Source organism: Kitasatospora sp. A2-31, from assembly GCF_022288725.1.
Classification (GTDB): Bacteria; Actinomycetota; Actinomycetes; order Streptomycetales; family Streptomycetaceae; genus Kitasatospora.
This window is the reverse complement of record NZ_JAKNTA010000002.1, coordinates 633954-647066: the sequence shown is the minus strand read 5'-3', so window position 1 is coordinate 647066 and position 13113 is coordinate 633954. Positions and strand designations below refer to the sequence as shown.

Here is a 13113-nt window from a genome sequence, read left to right as displayed (position 1 = left end):
CGGGCTAGGGCCGCTGATCGCCGGCGACGAGAGCGCGGCTGCCGGCCTGCGCCCGCGCACCGGGCGGACCGGAGACGAGATGGAACAGCCCGCCCTCCGGGTCGTGGAGCGCGGCCACCCGGCCGTAGGAGGAGTCCGCCGGGGGTGCGGCGATCCGTCCGCCCAGGCGGACGGCGTCCTGCGCCGACCGGTCCACGTCCTCCGCCTCGAAGTACACGTGCCAGCGGGTGCGCAGCACCGGCTCCGGCGTGGCCTCGACTCCGCCGCCGCGCAGGGCGGCCGCCTCCCGGCCGTCGATCCGCAGGACGACCCGGTCGTGCTCGTAGCGCACCTCGTACCGGTTCGGATCCCGCTCGTCCCAGCCGAAGACACGGCCGTAGAACAACGCGGCGGCGAAGGCGTCGCCGGTGCGCAGCTCGGTCCAGACCGGAGCGCCCGGCCCGCACAGGCGGCGGGGCGGTCGTTGCTGCGCCTGCCAGATGCCGAAGGCGGCGTTCTGGTTGTCCGCGGCGAGGACGATGCGGCCGCCGTCCAGGGTCAGCGGTCCGACCGCGACCGTGCCTCCGCCGGACCGCACCCGCTCGGCGGTGGCGTCGGCGTCCTCCGTTCCGAAGTAGGTGGTCCAGGTGACCGGGAACTCCCATTGACGGGCGACCTCCGCGATGCCGGCGACGACCGCGCCGTCGACGAGGCCGTGCAGGTACGGGCCCCAGGGGCTCGGCACCTGTCGGAAGGTCCAGCCCAGCAGCGGGCCGTAGAACGTCTTCGCAGCGAGGGCGTCCCGGCTGAGCAGGCTCACCCAGCAGGGGGCGGCGGGGACGCAGCACGGGTTCGGCGAGGATTCCGGTGTCATGGCCGGCTCCCTGTGCCGGGGCGGCCGAGGGGGACCGAGCGGCCGGGGCCCGGGGGCCGTCCGGTCGGGGCGGCGACTTCCTCACGCACGGCGGTCATTCCTCTCGGTCGGTGGGCGCGGTGCCGGAGCTCCGGGCCGGCCCGGTCAGTGCGGCCCGCCCGGGGCCAGGAAGTCACGCAGCCGCGCGGTGAGGGGGCGCTCCGGCGGCGGCAGATGATCGGCCGGGCGTGCGCTGGGGGGATGGTGGCGGGGGCGGCCGGAGGAGAGATCCTTGGTCTCGTGCGCACGGGCGGCCAGGACGCGCCGCTCGCTCTCGGTGGTGACGGCGCGCAGGGCCGGGAAGAGCCGCGCCTCCTCGTCGCCGGCGTGCCGGGTGACCTCCTCGTCCAGGCGGGCGACCAGGCGGTCGAAGTGGGGCGATCCGGCCTCGGTGCGGCGGAGCTCTTCGAGCAGCGTCTCGACCGCGTGGTGGTCGGCGAGTTCGCCGTCGACCACCTCGGCGCCGTCGGCGAGCCGCTCGCGGGCGGGCGGGTAGAGCAGCTCCTCCTCGGCGCGGGTGTGGCGGACCAGCCGGTCGGTCAGCAGGTCGACCAGCTGCTTGCGCTGCGGGTCGCCGCTGGGCAGGCCGGTGAGTTCGCTGAAGTGGACCAGCACAGCCTGGTGGTCGGCGGTGAGCTGGTCGAGCAGGTCTTCGTCGGGGTACACGGTCGGTCTTCCTCTCCGGTCCGCTGGCCGCCCTTCCCGGGGCGGGTCGCGGCTCCGTGCCGTGGCGGGACCTTCGGGCCTCTGGTGGTCGGCCCTCCGGTGGTCAGCCTTCGAGCGCGTTCGCGATGCGGTGCAGCATGCCGCCGTGGGCCGGGTGGCGCGGCGCCGTCTCGCGCACGGCCTGCATCCGCTGGCCGATCTCCTGGAGTTCCTTGCGGCCGAGCGCGGCCCTGATCCTGGGGAACCAGGCGCCCTCCTCCTGCTCGATGTGCCGCTCGACCGCCTCGATCAGGACGGCGGTCTTGGCGTCGTAGCCCTGGTCCTCCGGCGTCATCCGGCTGAGCTCCTCGCAGAGCACGTCCGCGACGTGGTGCTCCTCCTTCGCGCGGTCCATCTCCTCGGCGAGGTCGGGCACCTCCCGGCGGATCCTGGGGTAGACCAGTTCCTCCTCCAGGTAGGTGTGGATGGTCAGGGCCTCGACGATCCGTTCGACCGCCTCGCGCCGTGCCTGGTCGTGGCCGCCCTGGTGGCCCTGGTCGTCGCCCGGGCCGTCGCCGTCGGCGAGCCCCCGGTACTCGCGGAATAGCCGGCGCACTTCCTTGTGGTCCTCCCGCAGCAGGACGATGGCATCGTTCGACATCGCTCGTCTCCTCCTCGACGGCTCCCCCCGCGGACGGTTCCCCCGCCGACGGCCTCCCGCCCGACCGGGCGTGTCCCCGACCGGTCGACGGCCAAACGCCGGGCTCCGCCCGGACCCAGGACGGGCCGCGCCCGGCCCAGGGACAGACACGGGCGCAGGCGCAGGCACAAGCACAAGCACCACCGCCACCGCCACCGCCACCGCCACCGCCACCGCCACCGCCACCGCCACCGCCAGGATTGCCGGGCTCGGTGCGGGGCATCCGCCCGGTACGTCCCGGCTCCGGTTACCACCCCCGGGGCGGCCGCTCGGTACGGGCGAGGCCCCGCCCTGCGGCCGGCCCCGCCCTGCGGCCGGCGCCGGCCGAGTTTCCACCCGCCGCACCCGGGCAGCCGCCCGGCCATGGACCACTCACGCGCACCCGTCCTCGAAGCCCTCGGCGCCTACCACGAAGAGGGCCGGCTGGCGTTCACCCCGCCCGGCCACAAGCAGGGCCGCGGCGCCGATCCCCGGGTCCGGGCCGCCCTCGGCGACGCCCTGTTCCGGGCCGACGTGCTCGCCACCGCGGGCCTCGACGACCGTCGCTCCACCGGGGAGGTGCTCCTGCAGGCCGAGGAACTGATGGCCGACGCCGTCCACGCGGACCTCGCCTACTTCTCCACCTGCGGCAGCTCGCTCTCCGTCAAGGCCGCCATGCTCGCCGTAGCCGGGCCCGGGGAACGGTTGCTGATCGGCCGCGACGTGCACAAGTCGGTCGCGGCCGGGCTGATCCTCTCCGGCGTCCACCCGGTGTGGGTCGACCCGGAGTGGGACCGGAGCCTGCACTTCGCCCACCCGCCGTCGGCGCGGGCCTACGCCAAGGCCTTCGCCGAGCACCCGGAGGCGGCCGGCGCCCTCGTCACCAGCCCGACCCCCTACGGCGGCTGCGCGGACCTGGCCGGGGCCGTCCAGGCCTGCCACGAGCGCGGCCGGCCGCTGATCGTCGACGAGGCCTGGGGCGCCCACCTGCCGTTCCACCCGCGGCTGCCCGCCTGGGCGATGGACGCGGGAGCGGACCTGTGCGTCACCTCGGTGCACAAGACGGGCGCCGGGCTGGAGCAGGGTTCCGTCTACCACGTGCAGGGCGACCTGGTCGATCCCGTGAAGCTGCGGGCGCGCGCCGACCTGGTCGGCACCACGAGCCCGTCCGTGCTCGTGTACGCGGCCCTGGACGGCTGGCGGCGGCAGATGGTCGAGCACGGCCGGGAGCTGTTCGATCACGCCCTGCGGCTGGCCGCCACCACCCGGCAGCGGATCGGCCTGATCCCCGGCCTGAGGCTCTACGGCCGCTCCGAGTACTGCGCGCTGCACCGGGCGGCGGACTTCGATCCGCTGCAGCTGGTGGTGGACCTGGCCGGTCTGCGGACGGACGGCTACCAGGCCGCCGACTGGCTGCGGGCCCACCACCGGATGGACCTGCATCTGGCGGACCACCGCCGGATCAGCGCCCAGCTCAGCCTCGCCGACGACCGCCACACCGTCAGCGCCCTGGTGGACGCGCTGCGTGACCTCGTCGACCACGTCGGCGAGCTACGGCCCGCGGCCGAGATCGACGTCCCCGACCCGGCCGACCTCCGGCTGGAGCAGGCGCTGACCCCCCGCGAGGCGTTCTTCGGCGCCGCCGAGGCGATCCCCGTCACCCGGGCGGCCGGCCGGATCGCCGCCGAGGTGCTGACCCCGTACCCGCCCGGGGTCCCGGCCGCACTGCCCGGTGAGCGGCTGAGCCGCGAGGTGGTCGAGTACCTGCGCACGGGCGTCGCGGCCGGGATGGTCGTCCCGGACGCCGCGGACGGGACGCTCGACACCCTGCGCGTCGTCGTCTGAGCCCCCGGCGGACGGTGCACGGGCCGCCGCGTGGTTGGGACGGGGTGAACCGGGCAAGCGCCCCGTTCACCGCCCCCTCACATCCCAGCCGGACGGAGACCGCCATGCACGGCGCGGAAGGGTTCCCGAGCGAACTGTGTGCCGAGCACCGGGCCGTCGAGGCGCTGCTGCGGCGGCTCGACGGCGAACGCGCCCGGGGCAGGTCCGCCGCGGACGAGGACCTGCGACTGCTGCACGCCTTGCGCCTGCTTCTCGCCCCCCATCTCGCCGCCGAGGAGGCGTACCTGTATCCACTGGTCCGGCGCCGCCTCCCGGCCGGCGGCGCGCTCGCCGATGCCGCCGCCCACACCCACGCGACCATCCGCGAACTGCTGGACCGCGCGGTGGACGAGCGGCACTCCGCGCCCGAGCGCGGTCGCGCGACGGCCGCGCTGACGGTGGTGCTCCGCGCCCACCTGCGGGGCGAGGAGGAGCGGCTGTTCCCCGCGCTGCGCGCCCGGGTCTCGCCCGAGGAGCTGCGCCGGTGCGCTCGCCGGCTGCACGAGGCCCGGCCGGCCGGGTCGCCCGACGCGCCGGTCTGGGGGCTTCCGCCCGGCACCGGTGCGATCGCCGCCGTCCGCGACGGCCTCACCGGTCACGACAGCGCGCGGCACCGGCACTCGCCCTGAACCCGCGCTCGACCGGTGCGCCGGCCGTGCCGGGCCGTCGACCGCCGAGCCCTCAGCCGCTGTCCGCGAACCCGCGCCGGAAACCACGCCGGAGACGTCTCGGCCGACGGCGTTTGACACCTCGTCCGGTGGCAACCCGCAGGAGTATGGCGTACCTCGGAACACCCGTACCGACCATTCCGCAGCCCCGCCCCTCCGGCGGCGGCACGGAGCGGTCCGGACCGTGGGTGTCCGCCCGGACCGGCGGCACCGCGGTCGGCGCCGTCCTGTTCGGCCGCGACGGCACGCTGCTCCAGGACGTCGCCTGCAACGGCGACCCCGCCATGGTGCACCCGATGGCGGGCGTCCGGGCCGCCCTGGCGGTCCTGCGCGCTTCCGGCTTCGCGATCGGCGTGCTGAGCAACCAGCCCGGCGTGGCGCGCGGCCTGATCGGGCGTCAGCAGGTCGACGCCGTCCAGGCCCGCGCCGAGGCGCTGCTGGGTCCGATCGACGTCTGGGCGGTCTGCCCGCACGGATCGCACGACCACTGCGCCTGCCACATGCCGGCGCCCGCCCTGGTGACGGCCGCCTGCGCGGCGCTCGGCCTGCCCCCCGCCCGGGTCACGGTGATCGGCTGCAGCGACTCCGTGATCGCCGCCGCCCTGGCGGCGGGTGCGCACGCGATCCGCGTCCCCGAGGCGGACCGGCCGGCGACCGGCCCGTGCCAGCCCCCCTGCACGCTGACGACCTGCCGCGCCGCGGACGGCCCGGAGCAGGCCGCCGATCTCCTGCTGCGGCGCTGACCCGACCGCCGCCCCGCCACGTCCTGCCCCGCGGTCGTCCTGCCCCGCGGTCCCGGCCGTCAGGAGAGACGGCACGAGACGCGCATCGAACCCGCCCGGCCGGTTTCAACCGGTCGGGCGGAGCCGTTGCAGGCCGGGTCCGGCCGCTCAGGGCACGCCGGCGGTGGTGGAGCGCAGGCGCAGGGCGGTGTCGATGCCGCGGAGGAAGTGCTCCAGGTCGTCGGGGTTGCGGGAGGTCACCAGCCGCCAGCCGTTGGCGTCGTCCGTGACCATCGGTTCGTTCGTCCAGCTCGCGCCGGCGTTGCCGAGGTCGGTGCGCAGGGACGGGAACGAGGTGAGCTGCTTGCCGAACGCCACCCCGGCCTCGGCCAGCAGCCACGGCCCGTGGCAGATCGAGGCGATCGGCCGGCCGGCCGTGGTGAAGGCCAGCACGATGTCGACCGCCTTCTGCCGCAGCCGCAGGGTGTCCGCGTTGATCGTGCCGCCCGGGATGATCAGCAGGTCGTAGCCGGAGGCGTCCACCTCGTCGAGGGTGAGGGTCGGACGCACCGTCTCGCCCGGGTCCTTGTCCCGGACCAGTGTGTGGATGTCGTCCCGGTCGGGGGCGGCGATGTCGACCTGGACGCCGTTCTCCCGCAGGTGCCGGACCGGGACGAGGAGCTCGTCCTGCTCGACGCCGTAGTTGGTCACGATCGCCAGGACCTTGGTGTCGGGTGCTTCGCGTGTCATGTCTCCTCCTCAGTGCGTCCTGGAGGCGCGTGGTCGTGGTCGGGCCCGTGCGTACGCCGCCCGCGCCCCGGACTTCGGCGGGTGCCCGGTATTCCGGCCGCCATGCCGGATGGGGCCCACCGAGCCACCCGCCGCCGGAACCGCGGCTCCGTCGGGGCAGGCCCGCCGTCTCGCACAGGGGCCGGCGGGCAGACGCGACCCGCCAGGCACATGCCCAGTCCGCCCCCCCTTGGAGGCGACATCATGCCCCAGACGATCAAGGACGTCATGACCGAGAGTCCGATCGCACTCGCCCAGGACACCTCGGTCCACGACGCCGCCCGCCGGATCCGTGACGCCGACATCGGCGACGTGCTGGTGATGGACGACGGCCGGCTCTGCGGAATGGTCACCGACCGCGACCTGGTGGTGCGGGCACTGGCCGACGGCAGGGACCCCGCGCAGACGACGGTCGGGGAGATCTGCAGCAACGAGGTGATCAGCGTCGGCCCGGACGACGACATCGGGCGCGCCGTCGACCTGATGCGACGTCACGCGCTGCGCCGCCTGCCGGTGGTGGACGACGGCCGGCCGGTGGGTGTCGTCTCGCTGGGCGACCTCGCCGTGGACCGCGACCCGTCGTCGGCCCTCGCGGACATCAGCGCGGCCGAGCCCAACGGCTGACGCACACCGGACGACGAAGGCCGGGCCCGGGCGGAGGAGCGCCCGGGCCCGGCCGCCCGTCGGTCCGAGAGCCCGGCGCGTCGAGGCCACCGCACGGTCGGTGGTCGGTGCGTCGTCAGTCCAGCGGCTCGGCCCGGAGCGGGTGTCCGAGGGGCAGCGTGGTGGTCATCGTCCGGACGATGCCGTCGTGGTCGATGTCGACGCGCACCTGGCCGGTGTCGTCCACGTAGACCTCGGTGCCGTCGTCGCCCATGGCACCGGAGGCGGTGAGCACCACCTCGCCGTACGGGTCGTCCACGACCAGACGGTAGTGCTTGGCTCTCTTCATCCCTGGTCCTTCCGGCCGGTCCCGGTCTCGGCGCTCCGCCCCCGTCGGTCGCTCCTATTCGCCGTCGCCGTCGCCATCGCCGTAGCGCGCCCGCCACTCCTGGGCCCTGGCGTTGTGCCACTCGACTCCCTGCTCGGCCTGCCGCACCGAAAGGCCGCTCAGCTCGGCGACCACGCTCAGCGGAACGGGTTCGTCGGAGTCGGTGAGCGCCCGGCACACCTTGCCGGCCCATTGCTCCTCGTCGACGAACGGGCGTTGCCGGTACTCCTCGACCAGAACGGCCAGGTGGTCGACGGAGCAGGCCGTCAGCACCCGCTTGCCGTCCAGGCCCGGGTCGGTGGCGTGGAACGCGGAGGAGTCCGGCACGAGCGCTCCCAGCACGTCCTCGTCCGCGAGGACGCGGCCGCAGTGGTCGCACAGGTCGAACACGTCCGCCTCGTCACCGAAGGGTTCGTCCTCCGGGATCCCGAAGTCTTCCATGGCCCGCGCCTACCCCGCGGGTGCGGGGCCAACCCGGCCGGTGTGAGGGGCCGCCGCCGCCAGGGCACGTCGGCCGAGGAGCACACACCGGGGCGGGCGCGGAGGGCGGTGCACCGCTGCGGCGCCCAGCCGGCGGAGCGGCACGACGCGGCCGCGGGTGGCACGACGCGGCCCCGGTCGCAGGACCGGGGCCGCACTGCGGTCGGCGCGGGATCAGCCGGGACTGATGCGGCCGCGCCAGCCACCCTCCTCCCGGCCGCGCTCCTCGATGAAGCTCTTGAAGCGCCGCAGGTCGCCCTTCACCCTCCGGTCGACCATGCCCATCATGTCGCCGGCCTTCTCGGCCATCCCCTGGGGGCGGAAGTCGATGGCCATGTTGATGCGGGTGTGCCGGTCGTCGAGGCGCTGGAAGGTCACCACGCCGTGCTGCTGCACGTCGCCGTCCATGGTCCGCCAGGCGATCCGCTCGTCGGGCAGCTGGTCGACGATCTCGGTGTCGAACTCGCGGGTGACGCCGCCGATGCTGGTCCGCCAGTGGTTGTGGCGCTCGTCCAGCTGGGTCACCGACTCGACGCCCTCCATGAAGCGAGGGAACTCCTCGAACTGCGTCCACTGGTTGTAGGCCGTGTGCAGCGGCACGTCGACGTCGACCGACTCCTTGACCATGCTCATCTGGGCCTCCTCGCGGATTGCGGCCGGGCCTGTCCCGGCCACCCGCCCGCGCGTCTGCCCGCTCGGCGCCGGTGTAACCCCGCGGCCGCGGCGCGGCCCCCGCGCCCCGGTCCGTGACGTACACGTCACGGCAGCGGCACGGCCTGCAGGCAGGTGTGCCGGCCGCAGCCTGCGGGGGCTTCGAGGACGGTGGCCACCTCGCCGGCGATCTCCACCCGGAGGCGTCCGCCGGCGTCCTCCCAGATCAGTCCGCCACCGGGCCCCACGGCGTCGGTCGCGTGGACGACCACGACGGCCGGCGGGGCGTGGCCGCCGACCGGCCCGGGCAGGGTCACCGCGTAGCGGCGGTTGAGGCTCCTCATGATCCGCCTCCTCACTCCCACCCTCTGCACCGATTGTCCCTCCCGGCCGGGCAGCGGGACGGGCCGGAAGGCCCCGCGCCCGGACGGGCCGCCGCGGGAGCGGTCAGGCCAGGGCGACCATCATGCCGATCAGCATGGCGGACGCCGCGAGGGCCATCAGGATGATCAGGAAGGCCGGCCAGGCGCCCCAGGCCTTGCGCACCTCCACCGGCTCGGGGTGGGAGATTCCGGAGATCCCCCCTTCGGCCGGAGGGGTCTCTCCGGCGGGCAGCGTGCCGTGCTCGTCCAGCGCCGGCGTACGGTCGGGATCGGGATCGGGTGTGGTCATGGTGGCACCCCAGGTGGATTCGGCTCCGACACCCGGCGGCTTCCCGGGCCCGGGGACGGGAAACGGCCGCGGTGGGGGAATCGCCACGGGCGGAGCCGGAGGCTTCTCCGGGCGGGCCGGCCGACGGTCAGCCCGCCAGCACCGTGGCCGGGTCCAGGGGGCCGTCCACCAGTGCGCGGGCCACGTCGGCCACCCCGGTGCCGCTGCGGCGGGCGTGGGAGCGGAGCACCTCGAACGCGGTGTCCGTGTCCAGCCCTCCCGTCTCGGCGAGCACGCCCTTGGCCCGCTCCACGGCGGTGCGGTCCACCAGCGCGTTGCCGATCTCCTCGGCCGCGGTCTGCTCCCGCCCGTGCCGGCGTTGGAGCAGCGCGATCACGGCCAGGTCGGCGAGCGGCTGGACGATGTCCGGGCCGTCCTGGCCTGGCTCGACCCCGGGGCGGACGTCGAACACGTTGAGGGCGCCCACGGACCGGCCGTCCAGCCGCAGGGGCACCGCGCGCACCGAGCGGAAGCCGAGCGCCAGCGCCTGCGGCGCGAACCGGGGCCACCGCGTCCGGTCCCGGGAGAGGTCCCGTTCGACCACCGGCTCCCCGGTGCGGTGGCAGTCCAGGCAGGGCCCCTCGCCCTCCGCGATCTGCAGCGCCTCCAGCCGACGGACCCGGTCGCTGGAGTAGGCGATGTCCCGCAGCGCGCCGTGGCGGTCCGCGACGACGAGGCCGACGCCGGCCGTGCCGCTGAGCGCCGTGCACACCTCGGTGAGCCGGTGGAGGAACTCGACGGTGTCGTAGCCGCGGCCGACGAGTGTCCCGGTGAGCCCGGCGAACGCCTCGTTCACGCGGGCCTCGCGCGTCATGACCGCCTCCATCTCCCCTCGGGGCAAGGTTACGCCCGTGCCCCACCACTGGTCATCCGTCACCGGTCCTCCTCCGTGAACCGCAGCCGCCGCTGCACCACGTCGTGCGCGACCGCCTCGACCTCCCGACCGCGGGTGAACGCGTGGGCGCGCAGGCGGTCAAGGGCTTCGCCCGCGGGGACCTTCAGCTGCACCATGACCATGCCGACCGCCTGGTCGACCTCCACGCCGTTCAGCGGCGGCTCGTCCAGCCACGACCGGGCGGTGTCGTCGCCGGTCGGCCCCAGGAAGGAGCCGACGATCGCGAGGGTCACGCTGGTCGCGGCCACCTGGAAGTGGGCGATCTCCTCGGGGCCGGGCATGCCCGGCCGGGAGCGGTAGAGGCTGAGGACGCCGATGCCGGCGGAGCCGAGGTGGAGCGGAGAGGCGTACACGCTGCGCAGCCGCCCGGCGTCGGGCCCGGCCGCCGCGAGGTCGGCCATCAGCACCGGCCAGCGCACCTCGTCGGTCGACAGGAGATCGGCCACCGCCACCGGGCGCCGGCCGCGGAACGCGGTCACCCCCGGGCCCTCGCCGAGGCTGAACTGCCGTTCCTCCAGCCGGCGGGCGCGCGGGTCGCTGGCCCACATACCGGCGCGGTGGCCCGTGTCGGCCATCAGCACGATCGCCGCCGCCTCCACGGTCAGGGCCTCGACGCAGGCCGCGCAGAGCCGTTCCGCCAGCGCGCTCCGGCCCGGGCCGTTAACGGCCTCGGCCATGATCTGCGCGATCCGCGTCAGATCGGCCATCTCCGTGCCTCGTTCTTCGGTCGTCGCCCCGCCGCCCGCGGGCGGCGGCCGCCGTCTGGGTGGTCATGCCGCCTCGCGCCGCGGCGTGATCATCGACGTATAGGGGGGCTGCGGGCAGCGACCCGGCCACGCGTCGCAGCCGCGCCCTGTCCTCCGGTGCGCGCCTACCCGGCGCGCGACGCCGTACACGCTCGGCATCCGGGGCAGGCCGGTCACCCAATCGGCCGGGAAGCCACCGGGGAGCCCCGGCCGGCGCGCAGCCGGCCCGGCCGGCCCCGGACCTGACGCCGGCCCCGTTGGCCGGCCCGGCGGGGATTGCGCGGCGCCGAGCCGGGCAGCCGCCCGGCATGCTGCTGATCAGACCGCCGGGCGTCTATCCGCCCCAGGGCGACACGGAACTGCTGGCCTCCTGCGTGCACCGCGAGCGTCTGGACGGCTCCAGCCGGGTGCTCGACCTCTGCACCGGGACGGGGGCCGTCGCCCTCGCGGCGGCCAGGGACGGGGCCAGCGTCACGGCGGTGGACCTGTCCGTCCGCGCCGTCCTCGCCGCCTGGCTCAACACCCGGCTGCACCGGCGCCGCGTCAGGCTCCGCCGGGGCGACCTGCTGGCGCCCGTCGCCGGACAGCTCTTCGACCTGATCACCGCCAACCCCCCGTACGTCCCGACCCGGGCGGGGACCGGCACGACGGCCCGGGGCGCCGCCCTGGCGTGGGACGCCGGGCCGGACGGGCGGCTGGTCCTGGACCGGCTCTGCGGCGCGGCGCCGGGCCGGCTGGCCCGCGGCGGCGTGCTGCTGGTGGTGCAGTCCTCGCTGGCGGACGTCCCGGCGACACTGGCGGCCCTGCGCCGGGCCGGGCTGCGCACGGCCGTGGCGGCCCGGCGACGGCAGCCGTTCGGGCCGGTGATGACGGCACGGGCCGGGCTGTTCGAGCGGCTGGGGCTGATCGCCCCGGGTGAGCGCGAGGAAGAGCTGGTGGTGGTGCGCGGTGTCCGGGAGCACTGAGCGGGTACCGACGGGCACCGAGCGGCCCGCGACCCGGGTGGTCGTCGTGCCCGGCGGGCCGCTGCTCGTCGAGGGGCCGGTGGAGGTGGTCCTGCCGGACGGCACGGTCCGGACGTCCGAGCGGCCGGTGGTGGCGCTGTGCGCGTGCCGGCGGAGCCGCCGCTACCCCTTCTGCGACACCAGCCACCGGCGGCGCAGCCGGCCCCGGCGCGAGTGAGGCACGGGCGGGAGCGGGGGTTCCGGCCCGGAACCCCCGCTCAGCTCAGTCCCAGGGGTCCGGCAGCGGCGCGCGGAGGGACGTCAGACCGGCCCGCCAGCAGCCCAGCAGGTGGTCCGCGAAGCGGTCGTCCAGCACCTCGGCAGCCGTCAGGCCGAACGCGATGTCCGGTTCCAGCTCCGGCTCGGCCGCGACCAGTTCCTCGATGACCCCCCGGCGCACCAGCTGCTCGTGCACCGCGTCCGCCTCGATGTGCTCACGGTAGAAGAGGGTGCCGTCCGGTCCGCCGCCCAGGCGCTCGAGCGCGGCGGCCAGCCGGGCGGAGCCGGGCGAGGAGGTGATCTCGATCGCGGCGAACTGCCCGACGGCCGCGCCGCGCAGCGCCCGGTTCAGGCCGAAGAGCGTCATCAGGTTGACCACCGCCAGGGCCGGCGCGGGCACCAGGTCCAGGTAGTGCCCGTAGCGCGGCTCAAGGCCGAAGGCGGCCATCATCCGCGCGAACAGCACCGAGTGGGCCCGGTCCGGCCGGCCGGCACCGTACTCGTCGTAGGCGATCGCCATCAGCGCCGCCTGGGCCGGCCCGTGGATCCGCGGAAGCACCCACAGTTGCGGGTCCGCCTCCTTCAGGTGGTAGACGGACCGGTGCACCAGGTACTCGCGGACGTGCCGGCGCTCGCCCTCGGCCAGCAGGAAGTGCGAGGGGCCGGTGCCCTCGGCCGGCTCGACCAGCATCGCGTCCAGAACCTCGGACAGCGGCCGGACGGGCTCCGCCGCGGAGCGCACCGCGGCGAGGAAGGAGCGCTCCAGAGCCCGCCGCAGCAGCAGGAGCTCGGGCTCCCATTCCCAGCCGGGGTGGATGCCCGGCAGGCCGCGGTCGTGGAGTTCGTAGCAGAGGTGCAGCGCCAGCTGGTGGTCCTCGCCCCAGGGGTCGGTGAACGGGCCGGGCGGTGCGAGCAGCCGCCCGGCGCCGGGCGGCCCGGCCGTCACGAGGCCCAGGACCGCCTCCGACAAAGGCCCGCGCGGGCCGAACAGGCCGCTCACCGCCCGCTCCCCCGGCACTCGGCGACGGCTCGGCGGCGTGGTGCCACGGCGATCGCGCCGCCGCGGCCCCGCCGCCGTCCGGTGCCGTGCCGTTCCTGCGACTCCCGGTCCATCGTGTCCTCCTCCTCGCACGTCGC

18 protein-coding genes are annotated in these 13113 nt (G+C 75.6%); 6 read left to right on the top strand and 12 right to left on the bottom strand.

Going from position 1 to position 13113, the window contains the following annotated elements:
• Positions 1 to 4: 4 nt before the first annotated feature.
• The 3 genes from MCM47_RS07805 to MCM47_RS07795 all read right to left on the bottom strand — a co-directional run bounded on the left by MCM47_RS07805 (position 5) and on the right by MCM47_RS07795 (position 2198).
• The gene (locus MCM47_RS07805) at positions 5 to 853 is read right to left on the bottom strand and encodes a VOC family protein (protein WP_238859768.1); all 849 of its coding nucleotides are present in this window, start codon (positions 851 to 853) and stop codon (positions 5 to 7) included.
• 144 nt (positions 854 to 997) lie between these two features.
• The gene (locus MCM47_RS07800; protein WP_238859766.1) at positions 998 to 1558 is read right to left on the bottom strand and encodes a hemerythrin domain-containing protein; all 561 of its coding nucleotides are present in this window, start codon (positions 1556 to 1558) and stop codon (positions 998 to 1000) included.
• A 103-nt stretch (positions 1559 to 1661) separates the two neighbouring features.
• Entirely contained in the window at positions 1662 to 2198 is a 537-nt protein-coding gene (locus tag MCM47_RS07795; RefSeq protein ID WP_238859763.1) for a hemerythrin domain-containing protein, read from the bottom strand.
• A 402-nt stretch (positions 2199 to 2600) separates the two neighbouring features.
• Between MCM47_RS07795 and MCM47_RS07790 the strand changes: the two genes are divergently transcribed.
• The 3 genes from MCM47_RS07790 (at position 2601) to MCM47_RS07780 (ending at position 5511) form a co-directional block, all read left to right on the top strand.
• Positions 2601 to 4061 (top strand): aminotransferase class I/II-fold pyridoxal phosphate-dependent enzyme, encoded by a 1461-nt coding sequence (locus tag MCM47_RS07790; RefSeq protein WP_238859761.1) that lies wholly within the window; start codon positions 2601 to 2603, stop codon positions 4059 to 4061.
• Positions 4062 to 4165: 104 nt separating this feature from the next.
• Positions 4166 to 4729, top strand: a complete 564-nt coding sequence (locus MCM47_RS07785) for a hemerythrin domain-containing protein (RefSeq protein WP_238859759.1) — start codon at positions 4166 to 4168, stop codon at positions 4727 to 4729.
• 227 nt (positions 4730 to 4956) lie between these two features.
• Entirely contained in the window at positions 4957 to 5511 is a 555-nt protein-coding gene (locus tag MCM47_RS07780) for an HAD-IIIA family hydrolase (protein ID WP_238859757.1), read from the top strand.
• 147 nt (positions 5512 to 5658) lie between these two features.
• Here the strand turns inward: MCM47_RS07780 and MCM47_RS07775 are convergent, their stop codons facing one another.
• On the bottom strand, positions 5659 to 6240 hold the full coding sequence (locus tag MCM47_RS07775) for a DJ-1/PfpI/YhbO family deglycase/protease (RefSeq protein ID WP_238859756.1): 582 nt from the start codon (positions 6238 to 6240) through the stop codon (positions 5659 to 5661).
• Between the two features lie 243 nt (positions 6241 to 6483).
• On the opposite strand from MCM47_RS07775, the gene MCM47_RS07770 reads away from it, so the two are divergent.
• Entirely contained in the window at positions 6484 to 6903 is a 420-nt protein-coding gene (locus MCM47_RS07770) for a CBS domain-containing protein (RefSeq protein WP_238859755.1), read from the top strand.
• 115 nt (positions 6904 to 7018) lie between these two features.
• Here the strand turns inward: MCM47_RS07770 and MCM47_RS07765 are convergent, their stop codons facing one another.
• The 7 genes from MCM47_RS07765 to MCM47_RS07735 all read right to left on the bottom strand — a co-directional run bounded on the left by MCM47_RS07765 (position 7019) and on the right by MCM47_RS07735 (position 10714).
• Entirely contained in the window at positions 7019 to 7231 is a 213-nt protein-coding gene (locus MCM47_RS07765; RefSeq protein WP_238859754.1) for a DUF6296 family protein, read from the bottom strand.
• Positions 7232 to 7285: 54 nt separating this feature from the next.
• A complete protein-coding gene (locus MCM47_RS07760; protein WP_238859753.1) occupies positions 7286 to 7711 on the bottom strand; it encodes a hypothetical protein in 426 nt (141 codons plus the stop codon).
• 213 nt (positions 7712 to 7924) lie between these two features.
• Positions 7925 to 8383: an SRPBCC family protein gene (locus tag MCM47_RS07755; protein ID WP_238859752.1), complete on the bottom strand. Its 459-nt coding sequence runs from the start codon at positions 8381 to 8383 to the stop codon at positions 7925 to 7927.
• 125 nt (positions 8384 to 8508) lie between these two features.
• A complete protein-coding gene (locus MCM47_RS07750; RefSeq protein WP_238859750.1) occupies positions 8509 to 8745 on the bottom strand; it encodes a DUF6296 family protein in 237 nt (78 codons plus the stop codon).
• 103 nt (positions 8746 to 8848) lie between these two features.
• Complete coding sequence (locus MCM47_RS07745) at positions 8849 to 9073, bottom strand: DUF6480 family protein (protein ID WP_238859749.1); 225 nt, start codon at positions 9071 to 9073, stop codon at positions 8849 to 8851.
• A gap of 127 nt (positions 9074 to 9200) precedes the next feature.
• Positions 9201 to 9926 carry a GAF and ANTAR domain-containing protein gene (locus MCM47_RS07740; protein ID WP_238859747.1) on the bottom strand — a complete coding sequence of 242 codons (726 nt, stop codon included), beginning with the start codon at positions 9924 to 9926 and terminating at the stop codon, positions 9201 to 9203.
• 59 nt (positions 9927 to 9985) lie between these two features.
• A complete protein-coding gene (locus MCM47_RS07735; protein WP_238859745.1) occupies positions 9986 to 10714 on the bottom strand; it encodes a GAF and ANTAR domain-containing protein in 729 nt (242 codons plus the stop codon).
• Positions 10715 to 11061: 347 nt separating this feature from the next.
• On the opposite strand from MCM47_RS07735, the gene MCM47_RS07730 reads away from it, so the two are divergent.
• Entirely contained in the window at positions 11062 to 11718 is a 657-nt protein-coding gene (locus MCM47_RS07730; RefSeq protein WP_238859743.1) for a HemK2/MTQ2 family protein methyltransferase, read from the top strand.
• Positions 11702 to 11935 (top strand): CDGSH iron-sulfur domain-containing protein, encoded by a 234-nt coding sequence (locus tag MCM47_RS07725; protein WP_238859741.1) that lies wholly within the window; start codon positions 11702 to 11704, stop codon positions 11933 to 11935. The genes MCM47_RS07730 and MCM47_RS07725 overlap by 17 nt, the downstream gene beginning before the upstream one ends.
• Before the next feature lie 45 nt (positions 11936 to 11980).
• Here MCM47_RS07725 and MCM47_RS07720 read toward each other — a convergent pair whose 3' ends face one another.
• Positions 11981 to 12976 (bottom strand): iron-containing redox enzyme family protein, encoded by a 996-nt coding sequence (locus tag MCM47_RS07720; RefSeq protein ID WP_238859739.1) that lies wholly within the window; start codon positions 12974 to 12976, stop codon positions 11981 to 11983.
• Positions 12977 to 13113: the final 137 nt, after the last annotated feature.